The 20222-nt window shown below is 65.4% G+C and carries 21 protein-coding genes and 2 riboswitches; of the genes, 12 read left to right on the forward strand and 9 right to left on the reverse strand.

Translation table 11 applies throughout. The features are described from left to right. Window positions 1-233: 233 nt before the first annotated feature. Both ACXAG6_RS04055 and ACXAG6_RS04060 read right to left on the reverse strand, forming a co-directional pair. Window positions 234-1226: an NAD(P)H-quinone oxidoreductase gene (locus ACXAG6_RS04055; protein WP_475335257.1), complete on the reverse strand. Its 993-nt coding sequence runs from the start codon at window positions 1224-1226 to the stop codon at window positions 234-236. Between the two features lie 7 nt (window positions 1227-1233). Further along, complete coding sequence (locus ACXAG6_RS04060; protein WP_475335260.1) at window positions 1234-1938, reverse strand: COQ9 family protein; 705 nt, start codon at window positions 1936-1938, stop codon at window positions 1234-1236. Window positions 1939-2053: 115 nt separating this feature from the next. Between ACXAG6_RS04060 and rpsU the strand changes: the two genes are divergently transcribed. From rpsU to ACXAG6_RS04100, 8 genes are all read left to right on the forward strand, one after another. Then, on the forward strand, window positions 2054-2260 hold the full coding sequence (gene rpsU, locus ACXAG6_RS04065; RefSeq protein WP_007118112.1) for a 30S ribosomal protein S21: 207 nt from the start codon (window positions 2054-2056) through the stop codon (window positions 2258-2260). Between the two features lie 160 nt (window positions 2261-2420). Beyond that, window positions 2421-3092, forward strand: coding sequence for a GNAT family N-acetyltransferase (locus ACXAG6_RS04070; RefSeq protein ID WP_475335265.1), 672 nt, complete (start codon window positions 2421-2423; stop codon window positions 3090-3092). Window positions 3093-3188: 96 nt separating this feature from the next. Next, a complete protein-coding gene (nhaA, locus tag ACXAG6_RS04075; protein WP_475335267.1) occupies window positions 3189-4415 on the forward strand; it encodes a Na+/H+ antiporter NhaA in 1227 nt (408 codons plus the stop codon). A 154-nt stretch (window positions 4416-4569) separates the two neighbouring features. After that, window positions 4570-4771: riboswitch (cobalamin riboswitch) on the forward strand. Window positions 4772-4911: 140 nt separating this feature from the next. Further along, window positions 4912-6741, forward strand: coding sequence for a TonB-dependent receptor plug domain-containing protein (locus tag ACXAG6_RS04080; RefSeq protein ID WP_475335270.1), 1830 nt, complete (start codon window positions 4912-4914; stop codon window positions 6739-6741). 40 nt (window positions 6742-6781) lie between these two features. Further along, window positions 6782-7552, forward strand: a complete 771-nt coding sequence (locus ACXAG6_RS04085) for an ABC transporter substrate-binding protein (protein WP_475335273.1) — start codon at window positions 6782-6784, stop codon at window positions 7550-7552. Window positions 7553-7649: 97 nt separating this feature from the next. Next, window positions 7650-8636 (forward strand): FecCD family ABC transporter permease, encoded by a 987-nt coding sequence (locus tag ACXAG6_RS04090; RefSeq protein WP_475335275.1) that lies wholly within the window; start codon window positions 7650-7652, stop codon window positions 8634-8636. Next, window positions 8633-9373: an ABC transporter ATP-binding protein gene (locus ACXAG6_RS04095; protein ID WP_475335277.1), complete on the forward strand. Its 741-nt coding sequence runs from the start codon at window positions 8633-8635 to the stop codon at window positions 9371-9373. The genes ACXAG6_RS04090 and ACXAG6_RS04095 overlap by 4 nt, the downstream gene beginning before the upstream one ends. 3 nt (window positions 9374-9376) lie before the next feature. Next, on the forward strand, window positions 9377-10147 hold the full coding sequence (locus ACXAG6_RS04100; protein ID WP_475335280.1) for a cobalamin-binding protein: 771 nt from the start codon (window positions 9377-9379) through the stop codon (window positions 10145-10147). A gap of 24 nt (window positions 10148-10171) precedes the next feature. Here ACXAG6_RS04100 and panC read toward each other — a convergent pair whose 3' ends face one another. After that, window positions 10172-11017, reverse strand: a complete 846-nt coding sequence (gene panC / locus ACXAG6_RS04105; protein WP_475335282.1) for a pantoate--beta-alanine ligase — start codon at window positions 11015-11017, stop codon at window positions 10172-10174. After that, window positions 11014-11841: a 3-methyl-2-oxobutanoate hydroxymethyltransferase gene (panB, locus tag ACXAG6_RS04110; protein ID WP_475335285.1), complete on the reverse strand. Its 828-nt coding sequence runs from the start codon at window positions 11839-11841 to the stop codon at window positions 11014-11016. The genes panC and panB overlap by 4 nt, the downstream gene beginning before the upstream one ends. Before the next feature lie 220 nt (window positions 11842-12061). Next, window positions 12062-12167, forward strand: a riboswitch (TPP riboswitch). Between panB and ACXAG6_RS04115 the strand changes: the two genes are divergently transcribed. From ACXAG6_RS04115 to ACXAG6_RS04130, 4 genes are all read left to right on the forward strand, one after another. Then, complete coding sequence (locus ACXAG6_RS04115; protein ID WP_475335287.1) at window positions 12160-12771, forward strand: YkoF family thiamine/hydroxymethylpyrimidine-binding protein; 612 nt, start codon at window positions 12160-12162, stop codon at window positions 12769-12771. (Overlaps the previous riboswitch by 8 nt.) Window positions 12772-12813: 42 nt before the next feature. After that, a complete protein-coding gene (locus ACXAG6_RS04120) occupies window positions 12814-13575 on the forward strand; it encodes an ABC transporter permease (protein ID WP_475335289.1) in 762 nt (253 codons plus the stop codon). Then, window positions 13568-14320 (forward strand): ABC transporter ATP-binding protein, encoded by a 753-nt coding sequence (locus ACXAG6_RS04125; protein WP_475335291.1) that lies wholly within the window; start codon window positions 13568-13570, stop codon window positions 14318-14320. Before ACXAG6_RS04120 ends, ACXAG6_RS04125 begins: the two co-directional genes overlap by 8 nt. Then, window positions 14317-15294 carry an ABC transporter substrate-binding protein gene (locus tag ACXAG6_RS04130; protein ID WP_475335294.1) on the forward strand — a complete coding sequence of 326 codons (978 nt, stop codon included), beginning with the start codon at window positions 14317-14319 and terminating at the stop codon, window positions 15292-15294. Before ACXAG6_RS04125 ends, ACXAG6_RS04130 begins: the two co-directional genes overlap by 4 nt. A 187-nt stretch (window positions 15295-15481) precedes the next feature. Here ACXAG6_RS04130 and ACXAG6_RS04135 read toward each other — a convergent pair whose 3' ends face one another. The 5 genes from ACXAG6_RS04135 to ACXAG6_RS04155 all read right to left on the reverse strand — a co-directional run bounded on the left by ACXAG6_RS04135 (window position 15482) and on the right by ACXAG6_RS04155 (window position 19977). Beyond that, the gene (locus ACXAG6_RS04135) at window positions 15482-16777 is read right to left on the reverse strand and encodes a TRAP transporter large permease (protein WP_140012745.1); all 1296 of its coding nucleotides are present in this window, start codon (window positions 16775-16777) and stop codon (window positions 15482-15484) included. Beyond that, window positions 16774-17334: a TRAP transporter small permease gene (locus ACXAG6_RS04140; protein ID WP_475335297.1), complete on the reverse strand. Its 561-nt coding sequence runs from the start codon at window positions 17332-17334 to the stop codon at window positions 16774-16776. The genes ACXAG6_RS04135 and ACXAG6_RS04140 overlap by 4 nt, the downstream gene beginning before the upstream one ends. 51 nt (window positions 17335-17385) lie before the next feature. Then, complete coding sequence (dctP, locus tag ACXAG6_RS04145) at window positions 17386-18345, reverse strand: TRAP transporter substrate-binding protein DctP (RefSeq protein ID WP_475337913.1); 960 nt, start codon at window positions 18343-18345, stop codon at window positions 17386-17388. Between the two features lie 77 nt (window positions 18346-18422). After that, window positions 18423-19079, reverse strand: coding sequence for a GntR family transcriptional regulator (locus ACXAG6_RS04150; protein WP_475335298.1), 657 nt, complete (start codon window positions 19077-19079; stop codon window positions 18423-18425). A 1-nt stretch (window position 19080) separates the two neighbouring features. Next, window positions 19081-19977, reverse strand: coding sequence for a dihydrodipicolinate synthase family protein (locus ACXAG6_RS04155; RefSeq protein WP_475337914.1), 897 nt, complete (start codon window positions 19975-19977; stop codon window positions 19081-19083). Window positions 19978-20222 lie beyond the last annotated feature (245 nt).

Genomic DNA, 20222 nt, shown 5'->3' on the forward strand with positions numbered 1-20222 from the left:
TTCAACGGCTGCATGGACATGGAACAGGATGCCTATGATCTTCTGAAGCCAAGCTGGGGTTCCGTCCCGGCCAAGTCACGCAGCTATTGCCATGAGGTGGCGGAGTTTTGGGTGGCTCTTATTCCATTCTTAAAGGCTGCCTCGACATGGAAGATGAGGCACGCGGTTCGACGCGCGGTTTCCAGTACTGAATGCGCAGCCCTTCCGGTGACCAGCCGGGTTGCGCGCCAGCCTCACCCGCCGGCCACCTCCAGCACAATCTTCCCGATATGCTCCGAGCTTTCCATCCGGGCATGGGCCTTGGCGGCCTCGGCCAGCGGAAAGGTCGAATCCATCACCGGCGCCACCCGGCACGAGGCCAGCAGGGGCCAGACCTTGGCCTCAAGCTCCGCCGCAATCCCGGCCTTTGCCGCCACCGACTGCGGGCGCAGGGTGCTGCCCGTAATCGTCAGCCGCCGCGCCATGACCTGCGCAAAGTTCAGCTCCGCCTTCGGCCCGCCGAGGAAGGCGATGTGCACCATCCGCCCCTCCATCGCCAGTGCCTGCACGTTGCGCGGAATGTACTCACCGCCCACCATGTCGAGCACAAGGTTGGCCCCGCCCTCGGCCTTCAGCACCTCCACGAAATCCTCTTCGCGGTAGTTGATGGCGCGCTCGGCGCCCAGAGTGAGACAGGCATCGCATTTTTCCTTTGACCCGGCGGTGGTGAACACCCGCGCGCCGAAGGCGGTGGCCAGTTGAATCGCGGTGGTGCCGATGCCCGACGAGCCGCCGTGAACGAGAAACACCTCTCCGGCCTTCAGCCCACCGCGCATGAAGACGTTGGAATAGACGGTAAAGAAGGTCTCCGGCAGGCAGGCGGCTTCCTTCATCCCCATGCCCTCAGGCACCGGCAGCGCATGATCGGCGGGGCATTTGACGTATTCGGCATAACCCCCTCCCGGCAACAGGGCGCACACCTTGTCGCCCACCTTCCAGCGCGCGCCCTCGCCAGCCGCAAAGACCTCGCCCGAGCATTCCAGCCCGGGCAGGGGGGAGGCATCGGGCGGCGGGTCATAGGCCCCGGCGCGTTGCAGCGCATCAGGGCGGTTCACCCCGGCGTAGGCCACCTTGATAACGATCTCGCCCGCACCCGGCGCAGGCACCGTCGCATCCGTTGGCTGCAACACCTCCGGCCCGCCCGGCTCCGAGATTTCCATCGCCCGCATCATCATCGCAAACACCATCCTTCTGTCAGCCTCTCGTGCTCATATGCCCCGGCATGTCGGCAGGCGGGGTGCTGCGCGGCGCGCGTACTTTGGAGGCCAGCCATTCCGGCCCGGCCATCAGCCCCTTGGTCAGCGGGTTTTTCCTGAGCTGCGCCTTCACCTTCTCCACTCGCATCACATCGGCGATCCGGCGCTCCAGAAACGCCCATGTCCCCTCATGGCCCGCGCTCTCGTCGCCCAGCCAGTAGAGCAGGGTGGCCGAGTAAACGGCAGACAGCGTGGCCCGCTTCGAATACCAGTTGAGATCCTCCGAGGTGTCCCCCAGCGCCCGCCAGATCGCATCGGCGGTGCCCCAAACCGCACCAGCCCCGGCAGCGGCATTCTGCGGCAGGGCAAAGAGCGAGGCCGCGCGGCGCACAGCCTCCTTCTCGCCCTCGATGGCCTCCAGCCGCAGCCGCACCGCATGGGCAATCCGGTCAGAAAACCGCATCTCGCCCAAATCCGCCTCATCCAGCGCCGCCAGCATCTTCGCGTCGCCCCGCGCATGGAAGGCCAGCGCAAGGTCCACCGCGCCCTTCGGGAAGTGCGCACGCGCCTCCGACTCGCTCACGCCCGCCTCCTCGGCAGCGCGTTTCAGGGCCTCGTCAGACCATCCGTCGAAGGCCACATGGGGCAGGGCGGCATCGATAATGGCAGCTTTTGCGGGGGATTCTGGGCTGTGATCGGTCATGTCACCGCAACATAGGGCAAATTTCGCCGGAGTGTAGACAGATGCCCAACCCTTTGCTATACGGCGCGCTCCTGCAAATTCTTGCAACTCTAATCAGAAAGGTGGTGACAACCACATGCAGGTAAGCGTTCGTGACAACAACGTCGATCAGGCGCTTCGTGCTCTGAAGAAGAAACTTCAGCGCGAGGGTGTGTTTCGTGAGATGAAACTCAAGCAACACTTCGAGAAGCCGTCCGAGAAAAAAGCCCGTGAAAAGGCCGAAGCGATCCGCCGCGCGCGGAAGCTGGCTCGGAAGAAGGCCCAGCGCGAAGGGATGATGTAACTCATCCCGTCGACACCACGAACGGCGAGGGTTTCGGCCCCCGCCTACGACGACCCCCGAGGCTGACGCCCGGGGGTTTGTTGTTTTCTGGGCGGGACTTGTTCGGCCAGGCATGCGAAGAGAGGGCACCGTCCTCCAACAGCCGCCGCGATCCACGCCCATGACAAGCCATTCGCTCGATACCCCGGCCCACGCCGCCCTCACCGGACCCCATGCCCACCTTGCCCAGCAGCATGGCACTGCCCTGCGCTACGATCCCGGACTCATCCCCTTCGCCTGCATCGACCCCTCCGCGCCCGAGGATCTTACAGCCCTCGCCGCGCCCGGTGATCTGGCGGTGTTTCTGCAGAAGGCTCCCGTTGCCACGCCCCCCGGCTTTGAGGAAACCCTCCGTGCCATGGGTGTGCAGCTTACCTGCCGCACCCTGCCGACCGCGCCAGACGATCCGCGCATCACGCCCCTTGGCCCCGAGGACGCCGCCGAGATGCTGGCTCTCGCCGAGGCCACCAAGCCCGGCCCCTTCACTCTCCGCGCGCTGGAGCTAGGGCCGTTCTGGGGCGTCCGGCAGGATGGCAAGCTGATCGCCATGGCCGGCACCCGCATGTCGGCGCCGGGCTTTACCGAAATCTCCGGCGTCTGCACCGCGCCAGAGGCCCGGGGGCAGGGCCTCGCCCGCAGCCTCTCGGCCCATGTCGCCCACCAGATCGCCATGTCAGGTGACATGCCGTTTCTCCACGCCTTCGCCTCCAACCCGGCGGCGATCAAGCTCTATGAGAGCCTCGGCTTTGCAATTCGCGCCGAACTGCCCTGCGCGATCTTCACCCGGCGCTAAAAAACCCTGCGACCTCGCGCCTCATCTGCTTGACCCGGTGGACCCAAAGCCACATTTCAAGACATAAGGAAAAACGCGCAAAAACAGGGATAGGGAATGCTCCGCAGAAAAATTGATGAATTCTTTGGCTCGGACGCTGCCGGAGGCATCGTGCTGATGCTGTCTGCGGTGGCCGCCATGATGATCGCGAACTCCTCGCTCAACCCGGAGTATCAGGAGTTTCTGGGGGCCTATATCGGCGTCACCGTCAACGGTGAAGGCATCGAAAAACCCGCCCTGCTGTGGATCAATGACGGCCTCATGGCCATCTTCTTCTTTCTTATCGGTCTTGAGCTGAAGCGCGAGCTGATGGAAGGCAAGTTGAAGAACCCCGCCGATGTGGTGCTGCCCGGCATGGCGGCGGTGGGGGGCATGGTTGTGCCCGCGCTCGTCTACCTCGTGTTCAACTGGGGCAACGCGGCCACCATTCACGGCTGGGCCATCCCGGCGGCGACGGACATCGCCTTTGCCCTCGGCGTTCTTGCCCTGCTCGGATCCCGCGTGCCGGCCTCGCTCAAGATCTTCCTGCTGACTCTGGCGATCCTCGATGACATGGGGGCCATCCTCATCATCGCGCTGTTCTATACCGCCGAACTGAAGATTGATTACCTCTTCCTTGCCTGCATCCCGCTGGCGCTGATGATCTGGCGCAACATGCGCGGGGCGCACCGGGTTGCACCGATCCTGCTGCTCGGCGTTGCGCTCTGGGTGCTGGTGCTCAAATCGGGCGTGCACGCCACGCTCGCCGGGGTGGTAACGGCCTTCTGCATTCCGCTGAAAGACAAGTGGAACAAGTCGCCCCTGCACTCGCTGGAGCACGGCCTTTCGCCCTATGTGCTCTACGTGATCGTCCCAATCTTCGCCTTCGCCAACGCCGGCGTGGTGCTGAAGGGCATGTCCTTCGGGGCGCTGCTCGATCCGGTGCCGCTTGGCGTGGCGCTCGGCCTGATCGTGGGCAAGCAAGTGGGCGTCTTTGGCACCACTTGGCTGATGGTCAAGATGGGGCTCGCCAAGCTGCCCTTCGGGGTCACATGGGCCCATATCTACGGGCTCGCCTGCCTCGCCGGGATCGGCTTCACCATGTCGCTCTTTATCGGCTCGCTCTCCTTCGACGATGCCGCGCTGATGAACGAGGTGCGCCTTGGCGTGCTGCTCGGGTCCGGCGTGTCGGCGCTCATCGGCTACTTCGTTCTGCGGGCGGTAACGCGCCCCGGTGAAGCCGAGGTGGCCGAGGCGCTCAACCAGCCGGGCGCAGCCGAGCGGGCGGAAGCCGCGGCGGAGTAGTCAGCCACCACCAACCCCATCGGCAGCGCGCCCTTTTTGGGCCTGCGCTGCCGACCCCGGGGGCAAAAGCGCCCGACATGGCGTCAAAGCCCACCCCCCCGGCGGTGCTGCCCAAGGGTTAACGAATCCCTTGCGCCTGCCGTCCCTCCTGCGCTACCCCCCAAATTGCTTCGGTTCGGGCGCAAGCCCGGAGCAAAAGGGAACGTGGTGCGGGAAGAACTCCCAATGCCACGACTGCCCCCGCAACTGTGAGCGGAGAGCGAGGCCGACGGGCCACTGGGGGAGAACCCCCGGGAAGGCCGGCCATCTCGCAATGACCCGCAAGTCAGGAGACCTGCCGAGGCGATCACCCTGAACCCGTGCGAGGGGCGCGGCGTCAACGGTCTGTTCCGTAGCGGTGACGAAAGCACCGTCCGCGGAAGGCCCCGCCATTCCAAAGACACCTCACCACACCGGCCTCTGTCATGGGGGCCGCATGACAAGGACTTTGGGCGCCATGAAGAGCCTCCTCGCCACCACAGCCACCCTCGCGCTTGCCGCCTCCGCGCTCACCGCGCAGGAGGCTTATGAACTCGACACGATCACCGTCACCGCCGACCTGTCGGGCGAGACAGAGACTGAGCGCACCGGCGCGACCGTCGAAGTCACCACCCGCGACGAGTTGGAAACGGCAGGCGATGATGACCTTGCCACCTACCTCTCCCGCCAGCCCGGCCTTTCGCTTGCCGCTGCCGGCGGCCCCGGCGGGCTGGCCGACATCCGGATGCGCGGGCTGCACCAGAAATACGTGAAAGTGCAGATCGACGGCATCGACGTGCTGGACCCATCCTCCCCCTCGCCCTCCTATGACTTCGGCTTGATGGGCACCTCCGGCCTTGGCCGCATCGAGGTCCTGAAAGGCTCGCAATCGGCGCAATACGGCTCCTCCGCCGTCGCCGGGGTGATCTCGCTGCAAAGCCGCCGCGCAACCGAGGAGGGCACCCACGTCTACCTTGAAGGCGAGGTTGGCAGCTTCGATAGCTTCGGCACCTCCGCAACGATCACCAGCAAGGGCACCCGGCACAACTTTGCCGTCACCCTCGCGCGGCTCGAGTTTGGCGGGTTTTCCTCTGCCGATGAGAATGACGGCAACACCGAGGCCGATGGCTTCTCGTCGCTGCGCCTGTCGTTCAATGGCGAATATGCCCTGTCCGATGCACTCACCATCGGCCTTGTGGGCTTTGCCGAAAAGAGCACAGTGGCGATCGATGGCGGCTTCCCCTTCGGCGACACCGACGAAGAAACCGATGGCACCTCCAACGGGCTGCGCGCCTTTGCCCGCTACGAGGCTGGCGCGGTGACCCACCAGTTCGAGGCCACCTATTACGACATCGAGCGGGACTACGCGGTCTCGAGCAACCGCTACGAGGGCGAGCGCCAAGGGCTGCGCTATCTTGGCCAAGCCACGCTGTCGCCCGCCGTGGAGCTCAACTTCGGCGCCGATTACACCGAAGAGGAGTTTGTCTCCGCCACCTTCATCACCGCTGAGGGCAAGCAAAACACCACCGGCGTCTTTGCCGAGGTGAACTGGGCCGCCTCCAGCCAGCTCGACCTCTCCGCCGCCCTGCGGCACGACGCGCAAAACCGCTTTGGCGGCCACACCACCGGCCGTCTGGCGCTGGCATGGCGCCCGCAGGAAGACCTCATCCTGCGTGCCTCGCTCGCCACCGGCTTCCGCGCCCCCTCGCTCTACGAGCTCTACGCGCCGTTCTACGGCAATGACACGCTGACGCCCGAAACCTCGCGCAGCGCCGAGCTGGGCATCGAAAAGCGGCTGGGCGGCGATGACTTTGTGAAGGCCACCCTGTTCTACACCGAGGTCGAAGACCTGATCGGATCCGACGCAGCCTTCGTCTACACCCAGATCCCCGGCACCTCCGTGGCCAAGGGGCTGGAGCTTTCGGGCCGCGTGGCGCTTTCCGATAGGGCGGCGCTCTTCGGGGCCTATACCTACACCGAAAGCGAGGATCCGGATGGCGAGCGCCAACTCCGCGTGCCCCGCCATGATCTGGTGCTCGGCGTCGAGGCCGATTTCGCCCCGCGCTGGAGCTTCAGCGGTGAAGTGCAGCACGTTGCCGATGTGCTCGACGTTGACGCGCAAACCTTCGTTCGCCCGATCGAGGGAGACGATTACACCCTCGTCAACGCCATGGTCACCTATGAGATCAACGATGGGGCCGAGGCCTACTTCCGCATCGAGAACCTGACCGATGCCGAGTATCAAACCGTCAATGGTTACGGTCAGGCCGATCGGGCCTTCTACGTGGGCCTCCGTGCCAAGTTCTAACCTCATCGGAGCGCTCGCGCTCTGGTTCGCGGGGGCCGTGATGGCCCTCGCTGCACCGCCCGAACGGGTGGTGTCGATCAACCTCTGCACCGACCAGTTGGCACTGGCCATCGCCGCGCCGGGCCAACTCGTTTCCGTCACCCGGATGCTTCAAGGCGACGACTCCGCCTTCGCCGAGCAGGCCCGTGCCCTACCGGGCAACTCCGCCCGCGCCGAAGAGGTCTACCTGTTTGCGCCCGATCTGGTGATCGCAGGCAGCTTCACCGCGCCCGACACACTGCGCATGCTGGAGCGGCTGGGGCTGAAGGTGGAGGTCTTTGCCCCGGCTGAAACGCTGGAAGATATCCGCACCAACATCACCCGTATGGGCAGCCTGCTGGGCCGCGAAGAGGCGGCCGCCCGGGAGGTTGCCGCCTTCGATGCCCGCCTCGTCGCCATCCCCATGCCGCCCGGCCCGGCCCCGCTCGCCGCGCTCTATGCCGCCAATGGTTACTCCGCCGGGCAATCCACCCTGCCGGGCCAGATCGTCAAATCCGCGGGCTTTGCCCTGCTGGCCGAAAAGCTCGGGCTGCCCTACGGTGGCGTGGTGCCGCTCGAAACCCTTGCCACCGCCAGCCCCGACCTGCTCGTCGCCGCCCGCCCCGGCGCCCCGAAAAGCCGCGCCGAAGAGATCCTCCATCACCCGGTTGTCGAGACCCTGCGCGCGCGGGTGCCCACCGATACCCTGCACGACAGCGACTGGACCTGCGGCACCCCCGTCGTGCTCGAAACCGTCGAACGCCTTGCCGCAATCCGGGAGGGGATGAAATGACGCGCGCGCCCCGCGATGCGCGGGCAAAGCCCGGCAAAGAGCGCCCCCACGTGTCCCTCATCCGCCCTTCGAGGCGTCTTCGCGCCGGGCCCCTCCGATGACCCCGGCGCGCCTCTACGCCCTCCTTGGCGTCCTCACCGCGGCCCTCTTCACCGCCTCCCTCACCATCGGCCCCGCCGCGCTGCCCTTCACCGAGGCGCTCACTGCCCTCGTCAGCCAATCCGACGGTCCGGCCACCATGGTCATGCGCGAAATCCGCCTGCCGCGTGCCTTGCTCGGCCTGCTCGTCGGCGCTTCCCTCGGCCTCTGTGGCGCGGCGATGCAGGGCTACCTGCGCAACCCGCTGGCCGAGCCGGGGCTCATCGGGGTTTCCTCCTCCGCCGCCCTCGGCGCGGTCATCGCCATCCAGACCGGGCTTGCCTATACCGCCGCCCTCGCGCTGCCCTTCACGGCGCTCGTCGGGGCGGGCATCGCCGTGCTGGCGATCTTCGCCCTTGCCGGCCCGCGCGGCACCGCGCTCACCCTCATCCTCGCCGGTGTGGCGCTTTCGGCGCTGGCCGGGGCGCTCACCTCGCTCGTGCTCAACCTCTCGCCCTCCCCCTATGCGGCGGCAGAAATCGTGTTCTGGATGATGGGCTCTCTGGCCGACCGCTCGATGACCCACGTGGCCCTCGCCGCCCCCTTCATCCTCGCAGGCGCGGCGCTGATCCTGCCGCTCGGGCGGGGGCTCGATGCGCTGTCGCTGGGCGAAGACGCCGCCGCCTCCATGGGCATCCGCCTGCCACGCCTGCGCCTCGCGCTGATCCTCGGCGTGGCGGCCTGCGTCGGCGCGGGCACCGCCGTGGCCGGGGCCGTGGGCTTCGTCGGCCTCGTCGTGCCGCATCTGCTGCGCCCGCTCACCGGCCACCGCCCCTCGACCCTGCTGATCGCCTCGGCGCTGGGCGGCGCGGCCATGCTGCTGGCGGCGGATACGGCCACTCGCCTCATCCTCCCCGCGCGTGACCTCAAGCTCGGCGTCGTCACCGCCCTCGTCGGCGCGCCCTTCTTCTTCCACCTCGTCTGGCGCTTGCGGGGGCGGCTATGACGCTTGCCCTGCAAAACCTCTCCGTCACCCGCAAGAACGGGCGCAACACCCTGCGCGACGTCTCCCTCACCGTCACGCCCGGCGAGTTCATCGGCCTCATCGGCCCCAACGGCGCAGGCAAGACCACCCTGCTGCGCGCCGCCCTCGGCCTGCTGCCCGCCACCGGCACCTCCTCCCTCGCGGCGCTCGCGCCCGCCGCCCGTGCGCGCGCATCGGCCTTCCTGCCCCAGTCCCGCGAGATCGCATGGGAACTGACGGTTGAAACTCTCGTCACCCTTGGCCGCACCCCGCATCCGCCCTCCCTGGCCGACCGTGAGGCCGTCACCGAGGCCATCGCCCAGATGAACCTCACCGCGCTCGCCCACCGCCGCGCCACCAACCTCTCGGGCGGCGAGCAGGCCCGCGCCCTGATCGCCCGCACTCTGGCACAGCAAACCCCGCTGCTGCTGGCCGATGAGCCCATCGCCGGGCTCGACCCGGCGGCTCAGATCGCCACCATGCAGCTCTTCGCCCGCCTCGCCGCCGAGGGTCGCGCCGTGGTGGCCGCCCTGCACGATCTCTCCCTCGCCGCCCGCCATTGCACCCGGCTCGTGGTGCTGCACGGGGGGCGCATCGCCGCCGATGGCCCGCCCGAGCAGGTGCTCACCGCCGATCTGCTGGCCGATGTCTTCCAGATCACCGGCAGCTTCATCTTCACCGACCACGGCCCCCTGTTCCAACCCACAGGCCTGACCTAGCCCATGCCCTTCCCGCCAGAACGTATCGTCTGCCTCACCGAGGAAACCGTCGAAACCCTCTACCTCCTCGGCCAGCAAGACCGCATTGTCGGCGTCTCTGGCTATGCCGTCCGCCCGCCCGGCGTGCGCCAGCAAAAGCCCCGCGTGTCGGCCTTCACCTCCGCCGATATCCCCAAGGTCATGGCCCTGCGCCCCGACCTCGTGCTCACCTTCTCCGACCTTCAGGCCGATATCGCCGCCGCCCTCTTGCGCGAGGGCGTGGCTGTCTACGGCTTCAACCAGCGCGGCCTTTCCGGCATCTTCGACATGATCGAAACCCTCGGCGCCCTGACGGCTTGCGAGGAAAAGGCGAAGGCTTTGACGAGCAGCTACCGCGCCCGGCTTTCCACCCTGCGCGCTGACGCCCCCGCCAAGGGCCTCAAGATCTATTTCGAAGAATGGGACGAGCCGATGATCTCCGGCATCGGCTGGGTCTCCGAACTGATCGAGGCCACCGGCGCCACCGACAGCTTCGCCCACCTCGCCCGCGAACAGGCCGCCAAAAACCGCATCATCACCCCCGATCAGGTGATCGAGGCCGCCCCCGATGTGATCCTCGCCTCATGGTGCGGCAAGAAGGTCCGCCCCGAGCGCATAACCTCCCGCCCCGGCTGGCAAAACATCCCCGCCGTTGCCAACCAGCGCATCCACGAGATCAAATCGCCCATCATCCTCCAGCCCGGCCCCGCCGCCCTGACAGACGGGCTCGATGCCATCCTGAAGGCGCTCACCTAGGGCAGGCGTGAGGCGCAGGCGGCGCTATGCAGCGGCCACCGGGAGGTTGTCGATCAGCCGAACGCCATCAATCCATGCAGCGGCAAAAAGCCGTGCCGGGCCATCAAGCGTGCTCACCGGCAAAAGGCCCGGGTCGGCTCGCAATTCGAGGTAGTCAATCTGCTCGTAACCGGCGGCAGTCAAAGCCTGCCGGGCGATGTCGAGCGCGCCCTCGGCTGACGCGCCGCCAACAAGCGCATGGGCCGCCTCTTCCAGCGCCTCGCGCATCGCCGGTGCCGCCGCGCGGCCCTTCGGGCCAAGGCGTTGGTTGCGGGACGACATGGCAAGGCCATCCGCCTCCCGCACGGTCGGGCAGCCAACGATCTCAACCGGAATATCGAGATCAACCGCCAACCGCCGCACCACCTGAAGCTGCTGATAGTCCTTCTCGCCAAAAAAGGCGAAATCCGCATCGCTCTGCAGCAGCAGCTTGGTCACCACCGTTGCCACCCCGTCGAAATGGCCGGGGCGGGACGCGCCGCAAAGGCCCTCGCTGACTCCGGCAACCGAGACGGTCGTGGCAAAGCCCTCCGGGTAAATCTCTTCCGGCTCGGGAACGTAGAGCACATCCACCGCGAAAGGCGCGAGCTTTTCCGCATCGCTCTCCTCGGTGCGGGGATACTTGGCAAGGTCTTCGGGGCTGTTGAACTGGCGCGGGTTCACGAAGAGCGTCACGATCACCCGGTCGGCACGGGCACAGGCCGCCTCCACAAGGCTGAGGTGGCCCGCATGAAGCGCGCCCATCGTCGGCACCACGCCGATTGTCTCCCCAGCGCTCCGCCAGCTGCGGGTCACGGCCCGCAGATCAGCCTTTCGGCGCAGGATCTTCATTTCGCGCTCTCTCCGTCGCCAAACACATGCTCAGGCCCCGGAAATGCCCGGTCTCGCACCTCCTCGGCATAGGCCCGGATCGCCCCGGCAGCATCTTCGGCCAGATGCGCGTATCGCTTCACGAACTTCGGTTTGAAGGCGTCGAACAGGCCCAGCATGTCGTCGATCACCAGGATCTGGCCATCACAGCCCGCAGAGGCACCAATACCCACGGTGGGGATGGGCACCTCGGCGGTGATCTTATCAGCCAGCGCGGCGGGCACCTTTTCCAGCACCACCGAGAACGCTCCGGCCTCGGCAACCGCGCGGGCGTCGGCGCGAATGCGCTCCGCATCAGCCCCTCGCCCCTGCACCCGGTAGCCGCCCAAGGCATTCACCCCCTGCGGCGTCAGCCCGATGTGGGCCATGACCGGCACGCCGCGCTCCACCAGAAAGCGGATCGTCGCGGCCATATGCTGCCCGCCCTCCAGCTTCACCGCCCCGGCCCCGGTCTCGGCCATCAGCCGCGCGGCGTTCCCGAAGGCCTGCTCCGGGCTTTCCTCGTAGCTGCCAAAGGGCAGGTCAACGACCATCAACGCCCGCCGCAACCCGCGTGCCACCGCCTTGCCGTGCAGCACCATCATCTCCATCGTCACCTGCAGCGTCGAGGGCAGGCCGTGCAGCACCATGCCTACGCTGTCCCCCACCAACACAAGGTCGCATTCGGCATCGGCAAGCTGGGCCACAGGGGTGGTATAGGCCGTCAGGCACACCAGCGGCACGCCCCCCTTACGGGCAAGAATGTCGCTGGCGCTGATGGATTTTTGCGGGGCGTTCTGGCTCATGACGTTCCTTCGGTGGCGTGGCGAAAGCCGATAGCCTGTCTGCACCGATGGCGCAACAGCGGCGCAATAATATTGCGCACCCGGGGCGCAATGTTGCCATTTCAGAATCCTCGCCCAAGCGCCAACCTGCAGGCCGAATGGGTGATCGCCCCCGAGGCGCCAGCCTCAGCGTCCCGGTTACAGCCGGTTGACATCCCACACCGCCTGACCCAGTTTGCCCGCACATAACCAGGGGTGCTCCTTTCGGGGCTGAGATGCGCGACCGCGCGAACCCTTTCACAGCTGATCTGGATAATACCAGCGGAGCGAGGTGCTAGCATGTTCATAGGCGCGCAAGTGTCACTTTATCCGATGACGTCCGATTTCGTGGATGTCATCACCACCGGGCTCACCGCCCTTACCCCATACAAATCCGACCTCAGGATCGAGACAGACGACATGTCGACTCTCATGGTCGGCCCGCCCGAGCCGCTGTTCGGCGCGATCCGCGATCTCTTTGCCGCTGCGGCCATGCGCCCGGAGCATGTGACCATGCATGTCACCCTCTCGCGCGGTTGCCCGGGCGAGCCGGATGATGCGACCTGCCGCTGCGAGGTGCTGGAGCGCGCGCAGGGTGAGAGCCTCGCAGACCGCAAGCAGCTTGCCGCGCAGGCCGTCGGCAGCGCGCCCACCGCGGGTGTCGAGATCGACGTTCAGTTCTCGCTCTACGTGATGGGCAGCGATGCGCATATGGATGAGATCTACGGCTGCATCGACTTCCTGAGAGAGAGCGGCACTTTCTTCAAGACAAAGAACTTCTGCACGCGGCTGCGCGGTGATGCCGGCGCGGTGTTCGAGACCTTGCGGCAGGCCTTCCTGCGGTTCGGTCCGGCAGAGGGGCATGTCACCATCGACCTGACCGCCTCGGCCAACAGCCCAAGCCTGCGCTGACACCTTCAAGCCACGGGGCCTCGCCCCCGTGCTCGGTCACGCATGATGTTTCGGCAACATATCTTTCCGGCCGCCCTGCTGGCCGCCGCCTTCCTCGGCGGGTGGGAGGGCTATGTGGCCTTCACCGGCGTCTCGCCTCTGGTGCTGCCCGCGCCAAGCGACGTGCTGCGCGGCCTGCGGGTTGAGCAGGGCGAAATCGCCCGCCATGCCTTCGCAACAATCAAGGTTGCCGCCATCGGCTTCGGCCTCTCGGTCGCCTTCGCGTTCACCATGTCCATAGCGCTGCATTTTGCCGGGTGGCTGAGGCGGGGGATGATGCCGCTGCTCATCGCCAGCCAAACCGTGCCCATCGTCGCCATCGCGCCGCTGATGGTGCTGTGGTTCGGGTTCGGCCTGCTGCCCAAGGTCCTGCTGGTCATCCTCGTAACCTTCTTTCCCATGGTGGTCAGCCTGATGGCCGGTTACGCCACCCTGCCGCGTGCCTTTCATGATCAGCTGGTGTCCATGGGCGCGGGCCGCTGGCAGGTGTTCCGGCGCGCCACGCTCCCCTCCGCCCGTGGGCATTTCTTTTCCGGCCTCAGGATCTCGGCAACCTATGCCATCGTTGCGACGATCTTTGCCGAATACGCGGGCGCGCGGCAGGGGCTGGGCATTTACATCCTGACCGCCAAAAACAACTTCCGCGCAGACCTCGTGCTCTCCGCCGTCACCGTTTCGGCCCTGCTGACCCTTACCCTCCTTGCCCTGATCCAGCTTGTCGACCGGGCCACCAGGCGCCGGTATCGGAGGGCGTCCCATGCTTGAGGTGAAGGGGCTGAAGATCCGGGCCGAAGAGGTGCCTCTGGTCAGCGATCTGTCGCTGCACCTCGCCACAGGGCGGCTCACCTGCCTGATCGGCCCTTCCGGCTGCGGCAAAAGCTCCGTGCTGAAATGGCTCGCCGGGGTGCTGGCCCCCGAGCTGACAGCCGAACTGCCCCCCGGAGGCCGCGTCTTGCTGGACGGCGCCGCGCTGTCACTCCCCCACAGCGCCATCGCCTATCAACCCCAGCAAGACACGCTGTTTCCGTGGCTCACGATCCTCGAAAACGCCAGCCTCGGGCTGGAGATTCGCGGCACCTCCAAGGCAACGGCGCGAGACAGGGTGCGCGCTCTCTTCCCCGCCTTCGGGCTTCAGGGCCATGAGCACAGCTTTCCCGACCAGCTCTCAGGCGGGATGCGCCAGCGCGCGGCCTTTCTGCGCACCATGGTGCAGGACGCCCGCCTGCTGCTGCTGGACGAGCCATTTTCGGCGCTCGATGCGGTCACCCGGCTGCGGATGCAGGGCTGGCTCATGGCGCGCCTCGCCGAAGATCCGCGCACCGTTCTGATGGTCACGCACGACCTGTTCGAAGCCACCCAGATCGCCGATCGCGTGCTCGTCATGGCGGGCGGGCCGGGGCGCATCATCGGCGACATACCCATCACCACCCCCCGCGCCGAGCGGACAGAAGCCGCCTTGGCTGACGTCCGCGCGACGCTCAAATCCATGCTACTTGAGGAAACACCATGAAACTCGCATCACTCAGCTTGGCCGCATGTCTTGCCGCGCAAATGGCAACTGCCGAAGAGGTGAGCATCGCGCTCGACTGGACGCTGAACACCAACCACATCGGCCTGATCGTCGCCCGGGAAAAGGGCTTTTACGAGGAGGCCGGGCTTGAGGTGGATATCCTGCCTTACTCCGACAGCGCCTCAACCGCGCTGCTTGCCGCCGGAGCAGTGGATTTTGCCTATATGACAGCCCTCGGCTTCATGAGCACCAAGGCGGGCGGCGCAGAGATCACCGGGCTTTGGGTCACCATGCAGCGCGAGGCGGGGCGGCTTGTCTATAATTCCGACAACAGCGCAATCACCCGCCCCGCCGACCTCGAAGGCAAAACCTACGCAGGCTTCGGCAGCGCATGGGAAGACGCGCTCATCTCGACCATGATCGAAAATGACGGCGGCACCCCAAACTACGATACCGTGACGCTGGGCACCGGCGCCTATGAGGCGCTGGCCTCGGGCGCGGTGGATTTCACCCTCGAAGTCGCAACATGGGAAGGGGTGAACAGCGAGCTTCTGGGCCGCGACCAATCGCATTTCGTCTACAACGACTACGGCGTGCCCGAGCCGCAGGGCGGCTACATCGGCACCCGCACAGAAACGCTGGCCGCCGCCCCCGAACGGGTCAAAGCCTTCATGACGGCAACCCAAAAGGGCTACGCTTGGGCCGCCGAGCACCCACAGGAGGCCGCCAGTATCCTGATCGACGCCGGTGACTTTCCCAACGAAGACCTCGTGCGCGGTTCCATGCGCGTCATCGACGAGGGCGCCTACCTCACCGACGGCACCACCCCGGTCGGCCAGATCGACCTGACCCGCCTCAACACAATGGCCCAATTCCTCTACGACAGCGGAGTTCTCAAGGATCAGAGCGGCGCCCCGCTGCAATGGCCCGGCGATGTGTCAGACTGGGTCGATCAAAGCTGGAGAACCAACTGAGGCATGCTGCGCACCCTTGGCTCTGCCGAGCGTCCTCAGAGCAAGGGCGCCCCTCTGCCTATGTGGGGTGCGCACCGGGGCCAGGACCTGCCGTTTAGCCAGCCTCCTTTCCGGATCGGAAGGGAGCGCCCGCCCTACATTCTAGGTCAGTGCGGGCTCCGCTAAACGGCAGGCCATCTCTCGCGCCTTAGCCTTCGTAGCCAAAGACCCGTGGCAGCCACAGAACGATCCCGGGGAACAGGATCATGAGCGCGAGCGCCGCGATCAGGGCAAAGAGGAACAGCCAGATCTCGCGGATGATCTCCGCCAGCGGGATGCGCGTGACCGCGTTGATGACAAACAGCAGCACACCATAGGGCGGCGTGATCAGCCCCACCATGCAGTTCACCACGGCAACCACGCCAAAGTGCACAAGGTCGATGCCTAGCTCGCGGCAGGTTGGCAGGAAGAGCGGGATGATCACCAAGATGATCGTGGTCGCATCCAGCACGCAGCCGAGCAGCAGCAGCAGGATGTTGACCCCGAGGAGGAAGACCAGCGGATGCACGTCGAGGCCAACGAGCTTTTGCGCCAGCAGGGTGGGGATGTTCTCGGAGGCAACCACGTAGTTCAGGATCAGCGCGCCGCCGATCACAAGGCCCACGGCAGCAGAAGAGCGGGCGCTTTCCACAAGGATGCTGCTCAGCGCCCGAAAGCTCAGTGCCCGGTAAAACAGCGCGGCCAGCACGAGGGCGTAGAAGGCGGCAATGGCGGCAGCCTCGGTCGGCGTGGTGACGCCACCGTAAATGCCATAAAGCAGGATCGCCGGCATCAGCAGGGCAGGGAAGGCCGTCAGCGTGCGCTTGGGTAGCTCCGACAGCGGCACAGGCTCCTCAAGCGCAAAGCCGCGCCGGTGCGAGATCATGGTGTTCATGCCCATCAGCACGAGACCCATGAAAAGCCCGGGCACGATGCCGCCAAGAAAGAGGTAGCCAATCGAGGTGTTTGAAACCAGCGCGTAGAGCACCATCGGGATCGAGGGCGGAATGATCGGGCCGATGGTGGCCGATGCCGCCGTGATCGCAGCCGCGTAGCCACGGGTGTATTGGCCCGACCGCGTCATCATCGAGATGATGATCTTCCCGATCCCTGCCGCATCCGCCACGGCTGAGCCCGACATGCCCGAGAAGATCAGCGAGGCCACCACGTTGACGTGCCCCAAACCGCCCCGGAACCGCCCCACCATCGCAACGCAGAAGCCCAGCAGACGGTCGCTGATGGTGCCCGCGTTCATGATGTTGGCGGCCACGATGAAGAGCGGCACGGCCAGCAGAATAAAGCTGTTGTAGAGCCCATCCATCAGCACCTTGCCGGCCAGCCCGATGTCTTGCCCGATCGCCACCATGTAGACGATGGAGCCAAGCAGAATGGCCAGCGCAATCGGCCGCCCGATCCCGGCGATCACGAAGATCGTGCCAAGGCACAGAAGGAAAGCGCCGCTCATTCGATCGGCCCCGTCGTGCCCTCGGCGGACGCAGGTGCGCGGCCTCGGATCGCTTGCCAGACTTCCCAGGCGGAGCGCAGCGAGACCACTACCAGAAACAACATGTAAACCGAGTAGACATCACGCATCCGGATCCAGTCGCCGAAGAGGCCCGAGAGCGTGGCCGTCTTCTTCAGCCGCAAGATGTAAAACTTGTCCCACGTCGGCAGGATTGAGGCCGCAAGACCAATCGCAATGGCCAACCCGCCGATGATGATGAACCAGCGGCGAATGCCGGGCCGGACGTGGCCGGAGATCATGTCAAAGGTCACGTGGTCCTCGTCGCGCACCACAAAGGCACCGCCGGCGAAGATGATCCAGATCCACAGCAGAAGGCAAAACTCCAGCGTCCAGCCGTAGTGGCTTGGATCAAGCAGGGGCACGGCCTCCGCAATCCATGAAAGCCGCGCGGTGTAGCGAATGGTGATTTGCAGGATGAATGTCAGAAACATGCAGGCCATGAGCACGCCGACAAAAACCTCGGCGCCGCGCCTGATGACGTGAACGGTCTGCATCATTGTTCAAAAATCCCTGATGGCCGGGCGGCCCGTGAGCCGCCCGGCTGTCGATCAGTTGCCGAGGGCGTTGATCTGGTCCAGCACGCCTTCGGGCCAGGCGGCCGCAAACTCGGTGCCTTGGTACTGCGCCTGAACATGCGAGCGGAAGGCCGCAAGGTCGGGTTCGTAAATCTCAAGCCCGTTCTCGCGGAGGAACGAAACAAGCTCTTCTTCCTTCGCAAGCTGGTTCTGGCGTCCCGATTCAGCGGCTTCATCCGCCGCTTTTTGCACGGCGTCCTGCTGTTCGGCGGTCAGGCCGTCCCAGACTTCCTTGGAGAAGGCCACGTAGTTCAGGTCCACAAGGTGCGACGTCAGCGCGATCTGGCAGGTCACCTCGTAAAACTTGGCGTCCACGACCGTCGGCAGCGGGTTGTCCTGCCCGTCGACAGAGCCGGTCTGAAGCGCGGTGTAGACCTCGGTGAAAGACATCGGCGTCGGGTTTGCACCAAGCGCCTTTCCGAGAAACTGCCACGCATCCGTGCCCGGCATCCGCAGGTTGATCCCGTTCAGGTCTTCCGGCGTTTTCACGTCCACCTCGTCGCGGCATTGCCGCAGGTTCACGTGCCGACGGCCCAGATACATCACGCTCAGCAGCTTCACGCCAAGCTCGTCTTCAACCTTCTGCTTGAACGGGTCCATCAGCGAGTCGTTGAAAACAGCAACCTGATGCGCCGCATCCTGATGCACATAGCCGGTGGCAAAGATCGAGAACTCGGGGAAGAACTGGGCCAGCTCCTGCGCCGACGCGATCGACATTTCCAAGTCGCCCGATGCGATGGCCTCCAGCTCGGAGCCCTGCGCGATGAGCGACGCGTTGTAATGCGGCTCATACGAGGCGAAGTCGGCGACCGCCGGGCCAAAGACTTCGGCCAGCGCAACAGAGCGTTGGTCGGTTTCAGATGCCGGGGTCGACATCCGCAACGTCACCTTGTCCTGCGCCGCGGCTGGTCCGGCCAGCATCGCGGCCGTCATCAGCGCCAGTGCGCCTTTCTTTCCAATGAGTGTCATGTTTCCTCCTCCACTTGTTGGTCGGGCCTTGGCCCTAGGTGTTATTCAAATTCCAGCGCGCGGCTCCTTGCGCTGTTGATATGCGCCTGAATGGCCGCAACCGTCGCCGCCTCGTCCCGGGCAATCAGAGCTTCGACGATGGGCATGTGTTCGTCCATCACCGAAACCACGAGCTCGGGCAGCATCCGTGTATTCTCGTTTCGGATCAGGCGGATCTTGATCGAGTTTACCCGGTAAATGTCCGAAACGATGCGGTTCTGCATATGATCGACCACGTGGTCGTGAAAGGCCCAGTCCATCCGCTGCGCGCGCTCCAGCACGTCCGGCGTCACGCCGCGTGCCGCTTGCTCCCGCATATCCGCATGCGCGCGTGCGATGCGTGCCAGGTCGTCATCCTGCGCGGTCCGGCAGAAGCTCGCAAAAGCCTCTCCCTCGATGATCCGGCGCAGCTGAAATGCGTTGCGGATCAGGTCGAGGTCGATCGACAGGATCTGCAACCCGCGTTTCGGCGAGGTGCGGATCAGGCCATCGGCCTCAAGCCGCGGGATCATTTCGCGAATGGCGCCAAGCGGCATGCCCGTCAACTCGACCAACTCGCGCTGCGACACGAACTGACCCGGCTGGATATCACGCGACAGGAGCTTGTCGGTAAAGCTCGAATAGGCGTGATCGCGCTGCCGGGCCGCCGGTTCGCCCATGTCAGGCCTCGGCTTTCTCTTGCATGGGAAGCTCCGCGCGCTCGGCCGCGCTGAGCGGGGCGAAGGGCGCGCGCATCCGCTCCCATGCGGCGTTCCCACTGCGCGCGGCAATAACCGCCTTCAGCGCAGGGATGACCGGCTTCGCTACAATGCGCGAGACTTCGGCGCTCAGCTCCGGGTCTTCGGTGGCGGTCTCTACAATGCGCGTCATCCGCTCGGGATAGAGGTTGGCCATCCCGCAAATCGAGCCACCGGCCCCAAGCGCCACGGCGCGGTGTAGCAGCCGTTCATCCCCGACAAGAACCGTCACCGTGCCCAGCGCGATCAGCGCCTTGGCATTCTCCCAGTCTCCCGAACTGTCCTTGATCGCCTGCACCCGCTCGGGCGCATGGTCGGCCAGCCGCCGCACAAGATCGACCGAGAGGCCAACGCCAGAAACCTGCGGGATGTGATAGAGGATGAAGCGGGCGCCCGGGTCGGCCCGCGCGAACAGCTCGACATGCCAAGCAAACAACCCGTCGTCACTGCATCCCTTGAAGTAGAAGGGCGGTAGCAGCAGAAACGTCTGAACGCCCCGGCGCGTGCCCTGCGTGATCTGCTCCAGCGCATCGGCGATGGACGTCGCGCAAATACCAAGCGTGATCGCTTCAGCCGGGCAGCCGTGCTGCAGAAGGGCGTCGATCCCGGCGGACCGTTCCGAAAGGCCCACCGAAGCGCCTTCTCCCGTAGTGCCAAACAGCGTGACGCCCCGCGCCCCGCGATCCAAAAGGTGCCGTGCGTGCTGACCAAGCTGCGTGGTGTCGATAGCACCCTCCGCAGTGAAAGGCGTCAGCAGGGCAACCGAGATGCCAAAGTGTTCCAGTTGAGATTCTCCTCGTCCTTGGGGGAGAACTAACAGGTCATCACTACATCCACAACTGACATGTTAGTTGTGAGCGCCTAGAGCCAGACTCAGCCGAGCGCGCGAATCCGGCGATTTATGTATCCTTGTCTCTGCGGGAAACATCGTAGCGGCAGGCCCGTGACGAACTCGTCCCGCAATGCGTTCTGCCAAGCCTGACAAGGGACCGCACGGCCAAACCGAAGGATCAAACACCAAGAAAATTGGGATTCCAAAGGCCACAAGTCGCCCGCACGGGCTAC

The organism is Vannielia sp. ABF1_015 (genome assembly GCF_056160745.1).